The following is a 12,846-nucleotide window of genomic DNA, read 5'->3' as shown; positions in this document are numbered from 1 at the left end:
GACACCCTCTTAACTTAATGCTTTATTTATTGCTTCCAATACCCGGTCTGCCTGGAATGGCTTCACGATGAAGTCTTTTGCACCCGCCTGGATCGCATCAATGACCATGGCTTGCTGCCCCATCGCAGAACACATAATGACCTTGGCCTGAGGGTTTACCTTTTTAATTTCCTTTAACGCTGTAATCCCATCCATTTCAGGCATGGTAATATCCATCGTAACAAGATCCGGATGGGTTTCTTTATATTTTTCCACAGCTTGGGCGCCATCTGCTGCTTCCCCGACTATTTCAAAACCATTTTTAGAAAGGATATCCTTTATCATCATTCTCATAAATGCTGCATCGTCCACAATTAAAATTCTATTAGCCATTATTCTCGTCCCCCAAATTATCTTATTTTATTTAATCGTTCACTTTGACTCATGATATCCGTAACACGTACCCCAAAGTTTTCATCAATCACCACTACCTCACCTTTCGCTATCAAGCGGCTGTTTACCAAAATATCCACTGGCTCTCCTGCTAATTTATCCAATTCAATGATCGATCCGGATGACAGCTCCAAAATATCCTTTACGGAGCGTTTCGTTCTTCCAAGCTCCACAGTTACTTGCAAAGGGATATCCATCAGCATGCTGAGGTTTTTCGTTTCAGACTCCTGAAGCTGATAAGGCTGAAAACTAGTGAAACTGGCAGGCTGAACATTTACCGGCTGTCCTGTTGGTACGGATGGAACTCCAAAATGTTGCGGAACATTCGGCATTTGGTTCGCAGGTTGGGTTTGGTGACCGCCTTGTCCATAAATTTCATTTGCCGATCGATCTGACCTGGTGTCCTGGAATGATGCAGGCTCCTGATTTGGAATGTTTGGTACTGGATCACTTAGTACTTGTTGCGTATTAATATCGGTAGGCAGGCTTTCGCTCGTCCCATTTAATAATTCAGAAACTAAACCTTTAGCAAACTCTAATGGCAACAATTGCATAATACTGGAATCAATTAAGTTGCCGACACGGAGGCGGAACGAGATTTTTGCAAATAAATCCTCGTCAGGTATCGCATTTTCACCTACACCGTTTAAAAAATTTAGTAAGTCTATGCTAGGTGGAGAAATATCCACTTTTTTACTGAAAATGGTCGACATGGATGTCGCCGCAGAACCCATCATTTGATTCATTGCTTCCTGAACAGCACTCAATTGTATTTCCCCAAGCAGGTCAGAAGGATTCTCCCCATCTCCTCCAAGCATCAAATCTGCAATGATAGCAGCATCGCTTTGCTTGATGACCAGCATATTTATACCTGAAAAACCTTCTGTATATTGCACTTGAATCGCTACATACGGATGCGGGAATTCTTCCGCGATCTGTCCCCTTTCAATTAAAGAAACCGTCGGGGTGGTGATATCAACTTTCTGATTCAATAAAGTGGATAGGGCAGTGGCCGAACTTCCGAAGGAGATATTACCAATTTCACCGAGGGCGTCGAGTTCCATCATTGATAAATAATCGTCAATCGAGAGAGGGAACACCTCATCCTCAATATCACTTGTACCTTTTAAAAGGGCATCTATCTCGTCTTGTGAAAGCATTCCATCACTTACCATCTTCGTCTCCCCCTTTCAAAATATCAAGAATCTGGATAGCATGTTTTTTTCCTACTTTTCCTGGCTGCCCACTGAATTTTGGGATCCCCCCAATTGTAATCGTCAAAGGTTCATCGATTGCCTTATTCAAATCGATGACATCGCCAACATCAAGCAGCAAAAAGTCCTGAATGGTGATATCCGTAGAACCAAGTTCGGAAATAATGGGAAGATCTGCGTTTCGGATACGCTTTTCCAAAATCATGATTTCCTCTGGAATTTTTTCCTTTTGGGAATTTTCCATCCAATAATGAGCGGATAACTTTGGTATGATCGGTTCCAATACGACGTGAGGGATGCAAACATTAATCATTCCGCTCGTTTCGCCAATCTGTGTATTTAAGGAAATGACCACAACAGTATCGTTGGGTGAAACGAGTTGCAGAAATTGTGGATTCACCTCGAACTCTGTCATTACCGGTTCGATTTCAACAATCGTTCCCCAAGCCTCCTGTAAATTTTCAAAAGCCTTCTCGAATAAATTCGACATGATTTTCGTTTCTATTTCGGTTAAACTATCTACCTTATTCACGCTTATGCCCCGCCCGCCCAAAACACGATCCATCATGGAATAGGCGATATTCGGGTTGACCTCAAGAATGATTCGGCCATCCAAGGGCGGTACCTCAAAAACATTCATGATGGTCATTTTTGGAACTGATCGGATAAACTCTTCGTATGGTATTTGATCTGCCGAAGCAACGGATATTTGGACATATGTTCTAAGTTGAGCAGAAAAGTATGTGGTCAGCAGCCTCGCAAAGTTCTCGTGTATTCTAGTCAAACTGCGGATTTGGTCCTTTGAAAACCGAAGCGCCCTTTTAAAGTCGTAAACTTTCACTCTTTTTTCTACTTCTTCTTTTTTTAAATCATCTGCATCCATTTCACCTGTGGAAATGGCCGATAACAGTGCATCTATTTCATTTTGCGATAATATTTCCCCGGACATTAACACTCACCTCCAAAGCTTCCCCTTCTTATTTAATGAAGCAAGGATGTTCTTATTGCAGAATCGAGGAAGTAATATAAACCTTTTCAACTTTTCCTTCTTCCATTAATTCATTCATTCTGGTCTTCAAAGTTTCTTGAAGCTTTTCCTTACCTTTTTTACCGGTTAACTCTTCCGCTTTCATTTCAGATAGTTCGGTTATAATTATATTTTTCACTTGGAAATTTCTTTTTTCCAACTCTTCTTTCGCTTTTTTGTTTTCTGTTTGGACCATAAAAGAGATTTTGATATAATCATTGCCGGCAAGATTCGTAGTGATTTCAGGAATCTCAACTGATGATTTGACAATTTCGTCAATGCTAGGTTTACCTTCGGCAGATGTGGGATCAGATAACTTTGTCACAACCACGACTGCTATGACACCTACAAGCGTTATAGCCACGAGTATAATCAACATAATAGTCATTAGATTTTTTTTCATGAACTTTCCTCCACATCCTTACGCAAACCGAGAATATTGACGGTACGGTAAAATTGTATAATAGCTCCAACCAGTTCTTCTTCCTTCTCTAGCACAACGATTTTCTTACCATTTGTAAAAGTAATGGTCGTATCTGGCAATGACTCGACTGTGTCTATGTACAATGCATTGATATGAAAGCATTTTCCATTGAGCCTTGTGACTTTGATAATGATATTTAGGAGCCAAAGCACAAGCACCTGGCTCCTCCCTCCCTTAACTTATCGTTTTAAGTTAACTAATTCCTGTAAAATTTCATCCGACGTCGTGATGATTCTGGAATTCGACTGGAAACCACGTTGTGCAACGATCATTTCAGTAAACTCTTCGGATAAATCCACATTGGACATTTCCAATGAACCTGATGCAATCACTCCACGCCCCTCACCTGCGATATTGATGTTTGCCGTACCTGAATTGATTGATTCCTGAAAAGTGTTACCACCCGTTTTCGTCAAGCCTGATGCATTGGAGAACTTGGCGACGGCCAGTTGGCCTAAGGTTGTTATCAGACCGTTGGAATAAACGCCATTTATTTCCCCTGATGCGCCAATATTGAAGCTTTCCAGTTTTCCTTCTTTATTACCATCTGGATTGACAAGAGCTGTAGTGGAACCTTTAACTTGAGTAAGGTTGGAGAAGTCAAAATCCAACTTAACTTTTTGCACGCTTTCATCAACTGTTGTATCCGAGTCATCCTCTTTGCCGCTTGAAATGTTAATCGTTTGTCCTGCCTGGGTTTTATCGGCTGCCACTACCTGACCATTTGCATCGAATTTCACAGAAGTGAACGGTTTTGGTTTAGTTGTTGATGTATCCCCCAAAGCAGCAGGTTCTTCATCAAAAAGCTCCCATTTATCATCACCGTTTTTTTGAAAATAGATAGTAGCCGTTTGTTCTTTTCCGTTTTCATCCACAACTTTCATTTGCTGGCTAAATACGGTACCATCAATTGCGTCAGCAGCTAGATTTCCACTTACTGATATTTTAGTAGTGGCAATGGCAGGTAAAATCGCATTGACGTTAACAGCAACGTCGCCAATCGTTTTTGATCGTTTACCGTTTGCATCAACCTTGTAAGCCTGTACTTTCAATCCATTCGCGTTGACAAGTGTACCGTTATCATCCAGATAAAAGTTTCCTGCACGTGTATATGAAAGTGAATCGCCTTGCTTGACGACAAAATAGCCATCACCAGATATTCCTAAATCAAGATCGCGGCCGGTGGTTTGCAGGCTTGACTGTGTATGGATCGTATCGATTGTAGCTATCGTGGAGCCCAATCCAATTTGTTTAGAATTGGTTCCGCCTTTATTGGCTGTTGCTGCACTTGCACCAGATACCGTTTGGTTCATCGCATCGCTGAATGTCACACGGCTTTTTTTGAAACCATATGTATTGACATTGGCGACGTTATTACCGATTACATCCAATTTTGTTTGTAAGTTTTTTAATCCGCTTATTCCCGAATACATTGAACGAAGCATGTGAAAACTCCCCTTTCATTTATCGACTGCTTCCGTCATTCCACAGTCCAGGCTTCCTATTCCAGGTCCAGCCTATTATGGTTCCATTGATGTTCGTGAAGATTTGTGATGTTGCTACATCCCTGTCCATGACCGTAATGACCTTGTTGTTTTTCGTGCTTACTATGAGTGCCTCATTATCAATAATGATAAGAAATTCAGTTACACCCATCTTTTTGGCCTCATTGACTTTATCAGCTATTTTGTTCCAGGTTTTTGGTGCTATTTCTAAATTCCGTTGACTCATCCGCAATTGAGCATGTTTACTAATGCTCAATTTTTCATTTGTGGAGACAGCAATTTGAAAAGGCTGTCGAAAGTCGCTTTGGATCATCCGCTTTTGCCTTAACAGTAATCTTGTTTGTGGCAAAAGCTGAGCGGAATTTGCTTGAAAACCAAGTTCATTGATATTTCCATCCCTTAAGCTTTAGCGATCTTCATCAATTGCTCTGATGTTAACTTGGTGTTGTTTTCATCATCCACTTCAATTTCCAGCTTGCCATTACTCATGGATACCGAAATTACGACAGCAGACGACTCACCATTTTTATCGTCCTTCCAGGAAACACGCTTGCCTATTAATTCACTTGCCGCCGTCAGACTATTCGACGTCGAACTTGGTTGTTTCATTGCTGAAATATTTGCGGGTTCAAGCTTTGTGCCATCTTCTAAAAGAAAATAAACACCATCACCCTTATATTGAATCGATTTAACGATGCCTGTCCCTTCTTCTATCGCAAGCTCATCATCGCCTTCATCCAATTTGTGCCAAGTGACTTCCTTACCGACAAAAGAGTTATAGTTCATTAAACTATTTTGTTGATTGATCCCGATTATTTCTTCCATTTGGGCTCCCATATTCATCATCTGTTCCAGGGAAGAAAAAGTGGCCATTTGGGCGATGAATTCCGTATTGTCCATCGGACTTGACGGATCTTGATTTTGAAGCTGGGTAAGCAACAATTTCAAGAAATCATCCTTTCCCAATGCATCCCCGTTTTTTCTGTTTTCAGTTTGAGAATTTGATAATAATAGTGACGTATCGATGGTCGTCATTTTTTCACCTACACTTCAAGATTTAACAGAGCATCGGCAAGGGATCCCGTAAACTCGCTTTCCGTTTCCTCATTGCTTTCTTCCTTACTCTCCTGTTGTTCATTATGTTCATCCGCATCTTTATGGCTGAATTTCTCAGAGTTAAAAGCATTGAAGGCCTGTGATATTTCAATTCTTTCAATTTGAATGTTTTGTCCGCTAAAGGCTTGTTTTAAGCCGTGAATCTGATTCTCCAGCATATCTTTGGCCTGAGCAGTAGAAGCCATAATCTTGGCTGACAGCATACCATCCTTTTGAATCAACTCGATTCTTAAGGACCCTAAATGTTCAGGAGTCAATCTGATTAAAAGTTTATTTACACCGTTGGTTCCGTTAAAGTTCGCCTTACTCAAAATATTTTCAAATTGTTTAATAAACTCCTCTTGACTGACAGTTTGCTCACCCTTGGGAGCTGCCAAGACGAATTGCTCCAGTTTTGTCATGAAAAAAGGCATACCAGTCCCTTGATGTTTACCACCATCCGAACTTTGCAAAGTAACACCGCTGCTGACTGTCCCATCTTTATTTACCTTGTCGCTCCCGGATAATTGCGAGAATGCACTTTTCAATGTTTCCATTGTATGAGTTTGCCCTTTCCCCAGAGCGTTGGATTGATCAGGTTCTGCTTTTGACTGATTGGACAGCCATCTCTCCAACTTTCCCGTCAACCCTTCAAGCAGGTGTTTCAATTGTTTCTGGATGGCCGCTTCATCTTGGGTCATATCCTTATTTTCCGAGAGAAGATCATGAGTTTTCACCAGTTTCAAAAGATTCACCACACCGGATAATGAGGGGTCATGCCATTTTTCTTCGCTTAAAACAGTAATTTTTTTCAGGATGGTATACAGATCCATGACATTGGCTGATAACAAACTTTGTGGATTCAGGCTGAAGTCGTCGTCCACTCCTTGTTCTAAATCCAGATCCTCGATGCTCCCAAGGAAATCATCAAGAGCACCCTCATCATTTCCGGCTACATTTTTTAGGACCTGTAAAATAAGGTCGTTGTCTTGTTGGTTTACAGAAGGGGCAACGGCTGCACTCTCTTCCCCTGTTTCACTTAGCCTTTCAAGTTTCAAAAAACCAAGTAGATCCTTTATTACAGACATTCGTCTTTCAGTAAGGGCGCCTATATCCGATGGAATGGGAGGTTCTGTCCCAATGGCTGATTGTAGGACTGAACCAAACCCTGAATCAGTTTGCTGATTTGGCTTAACTGGTACCTTTAGACCTAATGATGCCAAGGGAAGGAAAGAATTAATTGCTGAATTCATATATTCACCTCCTCACTCTTTCCACTTAAGAACTTTGTTCCGTTAGTTTCTTCGTTAACCTTGCAGCATCAGCCGTTGTCATTTGCTCCAAAACCTTAGCTAAAGTGGCAGCCTTCATACTTGAGAGAATCTCCACTGCATCTTCATCAGTCATTTCCATAATGATAGGTGCAGCCTTCTTAGGAGCCATCGTTTCATAAGTGCGGATTATATCTTTAAACGCTTGTTTACTATTATTCTGACTATCCCTAAGTTGATTCTTTTCTGTTTGAAGCTGCTGTTTTTCCGCTTCTGCCTTTGCAATGGCCTTATCACGTGAATCAATGATGCCCTCAAGCTTTTCTATCTCTTTTTCCTTGTTTTCAATCTCGGTTTCTAATTTTTCGAGTTTCATGGAAACTTTCTCATCATTCTTGGCAGGTTTCCCCTTCTCTTCATCCTTTTGATCCCATTCAATGAAGGGTATTTTCGAAGACATTTCCTTTGCCTTTTCCACTACATTCACCCCTGCAACTGTAAAAACGATCAACGCTACAGTTACCGCAAAGATTAATGGAATGAAGATGACAAGAAACCATTGAAACTTACTTATCTTTCTTTCTACCAATTCTTCCGATCCATTAGATTCACTTTTTTTACGCATTCCATCACCTTACGCCTTTGCTTAAGAATTGCCGGATAGATATTTCATCCATTTGTTTGTTCTCAGCTTCTTTAATGACATCGAGGAATTTAAGAGAACCATTTTCTTTCATTTTTTCGTACTTTTTAACCTCGATATTTCTTTCCATTAATATATCCCGTTGATTATTCATCTTGTATCGCGCTTCAATGACTTCCTGTTGACAGTGGCCTAAGAGTTTTTCCAAGTTGTCCATAAATAACTGATGATGGCGAATTTCCTGAACGGATAATCCATTTCGCAGCTTTTCCTGTTGAAACTCTAGCAACTCTTCTTTTTTCTTTAAAAGCTTATATAACTTTTCTGCCACTTCTTCAAATTTTTTTAAAGCAGCATTATATTTAGCTAGTGCATCGGTCTTTTCTTTTTCTTTGATGGTCAGGATCTTCTCGAATTTATATTGATAAATCATTATTAATCACCTTTCTCCATCAATTCGACAAGGGCGTTGATACTATTATCTTTGGAAGCTTTTTCATGGGTTCCTTGTTTCAAAAATGAAATGATTTCCGGATAGCGTGTAATCGAGTTATCAATTTGTTTAGAAGAACCCTTCTTATAAGCTCCTATATTAATCAAATCTTCCGACTCCATATAGGTTGATAAACTTGCCCGCAATTTTTCTGCGGCGTTTTTATGCTTGTCACCAACAATATTGTTCATGACACGACTAATGCTCTTTAATACATTGAGCGCTGGAAACTGTCCTTTATTGGCCAAGTTACGGTCTAGTATGAAGTGACCATCCAAAATCCCCCTGACTGCATCAGCAATCGGTTCATTCATATCATCACCGTCGACTAGTACCGTATAAAAAGCCGTTATGGTCCCCAACTGATTTGTTCCCGTTCTTTCGAGTAACCTTGGAAGGATGGCAAAAACGGATGGCGTATATCCTTTGGTCGTCGGCGGTTCCCCGATAGCAAGCCCAATTTCCCTCTGGGCCATCGCAACCCTCGTGACCGAATCCATCATCAGCATCACATTCAATCCCTTATCACGAAAATATTCCGCAATGGCAGTTGCCGTCAAAGCCCCCTTTATCCTCATCAACGCTGGCTGGTCAGATGTGGCCACTACAACGATTGATCGTGACAGCCCTTCTGGTCCAAGATCTTTCTCAATGAATTCTCGAACTTCACGGCCACGTTCACCAATAAGACCGATTACGTTTAAGTCAGCCGTCGTATTCCTTGCCACCATACCAAGCAACGTGCTTTTCCCGACGCCGCTCCCTGCAAAGATACCAACACGCTGTCCTTTTCCAACTGTTAATAAACTATCAATCACCCGAACTCCTACATCTATCGGTTCATTAATGGGGGGGCGTTTCATCGGATTCGGCGGATCTTGATCCACAGAAATTGTCGCGAGACCTTTTGGAAGCATTGAGTCATCAATGGGATGTCCCAATGGATCGACTACTTTGCCAATTAGCCCGCTTCCCACCTTTATCTCAAGGCTCCTTCCTCTCCCTTCCACGATACAACCCGGTGCAATATCACTAACTGCTGTAAATGGCATTAAAATAACCATTTCATCACGGAAACCGACAACTTCAGCTAAGATTCGATTTTTCTTTTTTTGTATACCCGTATAGATATAACAAACATCACCAACAGAGCTTTCAGGGCCTTGAGATTCTATCATTAACCCCACGACACGTTTGACCCGTCCATAGTGTTTGAATGGATCAACTTCATCAACTAAGGTCAATAGGTCTCTAGTTTTCATCTTTACTCCCCTTCCAGCAATTCAGTTAGTTTCACTTTTATTTCCTGCAGCTGGCTGTCGACACTCGCGTCCATCCTTCCGTTTTCGGATTCGATGATACAGCTGCCTATTTCAAGCTCATCATCCGGAAAGATATACAACTCAGTATCTTTCGGAAAGATTGCCATCAACTCATCTTTGTGAGAAAGAATCGATTGATATTGGATCGGATGGATATGCAATTGCACTTCACGGTAATCCCTCACCTCTTTGATGGCTCTTTTGACGATGGATAAAAAAGACTCTTCATCTTTTTCAAGCTGTTGCCCGATAATTTTCTCTGCCACCTTCAGGGCAAGATTCAAAATAACGGTTTCAGATGACTCGATATTGTGCCGATAATCTTTTTTAGAGGACTCCACCACTTCTTTTGCGAAGGCTATTTCCGCTGCAATCTCGTTATAACCCTTTTGGATCCCATTTTCGACTCCCTGCTGATACCCTTCTTTTTGAGCTTGTTCAATAAACATTGATTTTTCTTGATTCTCCCATTGTTCTCGGTCTTGCTGGATTTCAGCAGCAATTGCTTGGGCTTTTTGTTTAGCTTCGCGCAATATCGTTTCCGCTTCCTGTTTAGCATCATTGAGCAATTCATCAGATTGAATATAATGAAGTTTTTTCCGCTCATCTGCATCATCATTTTGAAGAAAGTCGAAAGGGCGAACTTTTATTACGATCTTCTTGCTTTTCTCCTGGTTAGCCTGCTGGGATTTGATAATCCTAGACAATGATATCATCCCCTCCGCCGCGGGCAATCACGATATCCCCAGTTTCCTCCAGACGTCTAATGACGGCAACAATTCTTGATTGTGCTTCTTCTACATCACGCAATCGAACCGGCCCCATATATTCCATTTCTTCCTGGAAGGTTTCAACCATACGTTTTGACATGTTTCGGAAAACGATTTCCTTCACTTCATCACTAGCCACTTTAAGAGAAAGTTTAAGATCTTCGTTATCAGATTCCCTGACTACTCGCTGAATCGCTCTGCCATCAAGGGTCACGATATCTTCAAAAACAAACATTCGTTTCTTGATTTCCTCTGCAAGCTCCGGATCTTGAATTTCAAGTGCATCCAAAATCGTTCTTTCCGTTGAGCGGTCAACACCATTCAACACATCTACAACAGCTTCCACTCCACCTGTCTGTGTATAATCTTGGGTTACAGTCGCAGAAAGTTTTCTTTCGAGTATTTGCTCCACTTCATTGATGATTTCCGGAGAAGTGCTATCCATTAAAGCAATCCTTCTTGCAATATCCGCCTGCACCTCTTGCGGAAGTTCAGACAATATTTGTCCAGCCTGTGTGGGATCAAGATATGACAAGATCAATGCAATGGTCTGCGGATGCTCGTTCTGGATGAAGTTCAGGATTTGTCCAGGGTCTGCCTTTCGTGCAAAGTCGAATGGCCGAACCTGCAAGGATGATGTTAAACGGTTAATGATGGCGGTTGCCTGATCAGTACCTAATGCCTTTTCAAGTACCTGCTTTGCATAACCTATCCCGCCCTGCGAGATGTAATCCTGTGCTAAAGCAATATTATGGAATTCTTCCAGAATTGCTTCTTTATCATGGGAGTCCACTTTTCTCACTCCCGAAATTTCAAGGGTCAATCTCTCAATTTCCTCTTCAGAAAGATGCTTATATACGGATGCAGAAACATCCGGGCCTAAAGAAATAAGGAGGATGGCAGCTTTCTGTTTGCCAGTCAATCCGGCCTTTTTTTTTCTATCTGTCACTTTCAAAAGCCTCCTAGTCTTCCGCTATCCAGCTTCTTAATAATTTTGCAAATTCATCCGGCTTTTCTTTCGCAAGTTTTTCCAGTTGTTTTCTTTTTAAAGATGCTTCCGTTTCCTTCTCTTCATTCAAATCCGGAACATCGAATACGACTTCTTCCTCTTCAACCACGTACTCCTCTTCCATTTCAGCTTGCTTTCGGGATCTGAGGAACAAGATTAAGAGAATGATAATGGCAAGTATTAGCACTCCGCCTACGATGTATGCCCATATTGGTAACGAAGGATTCGTTTCGCCTTTTTGCAACGTCATTTTTCCGTTAAACGGCTGAACGGAAATCGCAATTTTATTATTAAGCTCCTCGTCCGTCAGTTCTTCACCTTCAGCTTTTTTCTCGATTGTCGTGCGTATTATCGTACCAAGGATTTGTGTAATATCCTCCACACTCTGTTGAGATAAAGAATTCGGATCATCAGCGGTGGGCGGTTCGACCATGACCTGGATACCTAAATCTTTAACCTTATATGGGCTTTCGACTATTTCCTTCTTGATTCGGTTCACTTCACTATTTATCGTTTCATCCACTTTTTCATAATCACCGGATCCGTTTGTACCTTCAGCGTATTTGGATCCCAATGAATCTGAGGAATCCTCACTTTGCGGCACGCCTCCTGCACCTGCTGCATCCCCACTATACGATTCATTGATCCTTTGCGCAGAAATCTCAATTCCAGCCATATTTTCTTCATCGACCGGTTCAACTAAATTCTCTTCCCGGTTTTCTTGAGTGAAATCAATGTCTGTCGTGACTGAAACAACCACTTTGTCTCTCCCCATTAACGTTCCAAGCATATTTTGCACCTGTCTTTGAATATCACGTTCTATTTCCTTTTTTATTTCATTTTGTGTGGCGAATGCCGACGCGAAAGAAGTATTTTCATTTTCAAGATCGAAGTACTCAAACTCTTGGTTCATTATGACGATATTATCAGTAGGGAGATTCGGAACACTTTTTGAAACCAAATGATAAAGGGAATTGATTTGACTTTCTTCAAATTTATAACCTGGCTTCGTATTCAATACGATGGATGCTGACGCTTCCCCAGTTGAATCACTGACAAAAACTCCTTTATCAGGAAGAGTGATCATTACACTGGCATCTTCTACTCCATCAATCTTTTTTATTAAACTGGCCAATTCCGTTTGCATCGAGTCCAGTTTAATGACATTGAATTCATTTTCAGTCATTCCAATACCAGCACTTTGACTAAAAAAGGAATAGTCGATATTGCCTGATTCCGGAATTCCTTCAGCTGCCAGTTCCACTTTAAGTGAATCAAGTCTTTCTTCAGGAACTTTTATGGTCGTACCATTTTCAGAAACTTCATTTGTAATCCCTTGACTGTCTAAATTCTCTTTAATGCTACCCGTTTCTGATGGAGTTAAGTTGGAATATAAGGGCACCAGCGTCGTACGCGTGGTTAAAATTGAAACTGCCGTAATGATGATGATTATTAATGCTGCTGAACCAATCATCATGAATTTCTGTTTTTTACTGCGGCCCGTCCAATAAGCAGTTATTTTGTTTTTAAAATTCACTAGTACATCATTCATTTAAATCCCCCGGTCAGTCTATGAATTTA

At 41.1% G+C, this 12,846-nt stretch carries 15 protein-coding genes; all 15 read right to left on the bottom strand.

What is annotated here, in order from left to right; genetic code table 11:
* Nucleotides 1-9: 9 nt before the first annotated feature.
* On the bottom strand, nt 10-372 hold the full coding sequence (locus tag JNUCC41_RS17050; protein WP_063231856.1) for a chemotaxis protein CheY: 363 nt from the start codon (nt 370-372) through the stop codon (nt 10-12).
* Between the two features lie 17 nt (nt 373-389).
* Entirely contained in the window at nt 390-1,607 is a 1,218-nt protein-coding gene (fliY, locus tag JNUCC41_RS17045) for a flagellar motor switch phosphatase FliY (RefSeq protein ID WP_192204033.1), read from the bottom strand.
* Nucleotides 1,597-2,595, bottom strand: a complete 999-nt coding sequence (fliM, locus tag JNUCC41_RS17040; RefSeq protein WP_192204032.1) for a flagellar motor switch protein FliM — start codon at nt 2,593-2,595, stop codon at nt 1,597-1,599. The genes fliY and fliM overlap by 11 nt, the downstream gene beginning before the upstream one ends.
* Before the next feature lie 52 nt (nt 2,596-2,647).
* Nucleotides 2,648-3,076, bottom strand: a complete 429-nt coding sequence (fliL, locus tag JNUCC41_RS17035; RefSeq protein WP_192204031.1) for a flagellar basal body-associated protein FliL — start codon at nt 3,074-3,076, stop codon at nt 2,648-2,650.
* Nucleotides 3,073-3,288: a flagellar FlbD family protein gene (locus JNUCC41_RS17030; RefSeq protein WP_098371378.1), complete on the bottom strand. Its 216-nt coding sequence runs from the start codon at nt 3,286-3,288 to the stop codon at nt 3,073-3,075. The genes fliL and JNUCC41_RS17030 overlap by 4 nt, the downstream gene beginning before the upstream one ends.
* A gap of 48 nt (nt 3,289-3,336) precedes the next feature.
* Nucleotides 3,337-4,602, bottom strand: coding sequence for a flagellar hook protein FlgE (locus JNUCC41_RS17025; RefSeq protein WP_192204030.1), 1,266 nt, complete (start codon nt 4,600-4,602; stop codon nt 3,337-3,339).
* 19 nt (nt 4,603-4,621) lie between these two features.
* Nucleotides 4,622-4,975, bottom strand: a complete 354-nt coding sequence (locus JNUCC41_RS17020) for a TIGR02530 family flagellar biosynthesis protein (RefSeq protein ID WP_192204029.1) — start codon at nt 4,973-4,975, stop codon at nt 4,622-4,624.
* 86 nt (nt 4,976-5,061) lie between these two features.
* Nucleotides 5,062-5,697, bottom strand: a complete 636-nt coding sequence (gene flgD / locus JNUCC41_RS17015) for a flagellar hook assembly protein FlgD (protein ID WP_192204028.1) — start codon at nt 5,695-5,697, stop codon at nt 5,062-5,064.
* 8 nt (nt 5,698-5,705) lie between these two features.
* On the bottom strand, nt 5,706-7,010 hold the full coding sequence (locus JNUCC41_RS17010) for a flagellar hook-length control protein FliK (RefSeq protein WP_192204027.1): 1,305 nt from the start codon (nt 7,008-7,010) through the stop codon (nt 5,706-5,708).
* A gap of 25 nt (nt 7,011-7,035) precedes the next feature.
* On the bottom strand, nt 7,036-7,653 hold the full coding sequence (locus JNUCC41_RS17005) for a MotE family protein (protein WP_192204026.1): 618 nt from the start codon (nt 7,651-7,653) through the stop codon (nt 7,036-7,038).
* Between the two features lie 4 nt (nt 7,654-7,657).
* Nucleotides 7,658-8,104, bottom strand: a complete 447-nt coding sequence (fliJ, locus tag JNUCC41_RS17000) for a flagellar export protein FliJ (RefSeq protein WP_192204025.1) — start codon at nt 8,102-8,104, stop codon at nt 7,658-7,660.
* Between the two features lie 2 nt (nt 8,105-8,106).
* Nucleotides 8,107-9,426, bottom strand: a complete 1,320-nt coding sequence (gene fliI, locus JNUCC41_RS16995; RefSeq protein ID WP_192204024.1) for a flagellar protein export ATPase FliI — start codon at nt 9,424-9,426, stop codon at nt 8,107-8,109.
* A gap of 2 nt (nt 9,427-9,428) precedes the next feature.
* On the bottom strand, nt 9,429-10,202 hold the full coding sequence (fliH, locus tag JNUCC41_RS16990; RefSeq protein ID WP_192204023.1) for a flagellar assembly protein FliH: 774 nt from the start codon (nt 10,200-10,202) through the stop codon (nt 9,429-9,431).
* Entirely contained in the window at nt 10,186-11,205 is a 1,020-nt protein-coding gene (fliG, locus tag JNUCC41_RS16985; protein ID WP_192204022.1) for a flagellar motor switch protein FliG, read from the bottom strand. The genes fliH and fliG overlap by 17 nt, the downstream gene beginning before the upstream one ends.
* A 13-nt stretch (nt 11,206-11,218) precedes the next feature.
* Nucleotides 11,219-12,817, bottom strand: coding sequence for a flagellar basal-body MS-ring/collar protein FliF (gene fliF / locus JNUCC41_RS16980; RefSeq protein ID WP_192204021.1), 1,599 nt, complete (start codon nt 12,815-12,817; stop codon nt 11,219-11,221).
* Nucleotides 12,818-12,846 lie beyond the last annotated feature (29 nt).

This window comes from Brevibacillus sp. JNUCC-41, from assembly GCF_014844095.1.
GTDB classification, from domain to species: Bacteria; Bacillota; Bacilli; order Bacillales; family DSM-1321; genus Peribacillus; species Peribacillus aracenensis.
The sequence above is the reverse complement of the archived record's forward strand: the minus strand, read 5'-3'. Positions and strand labels throughout refer to the sequence as shown.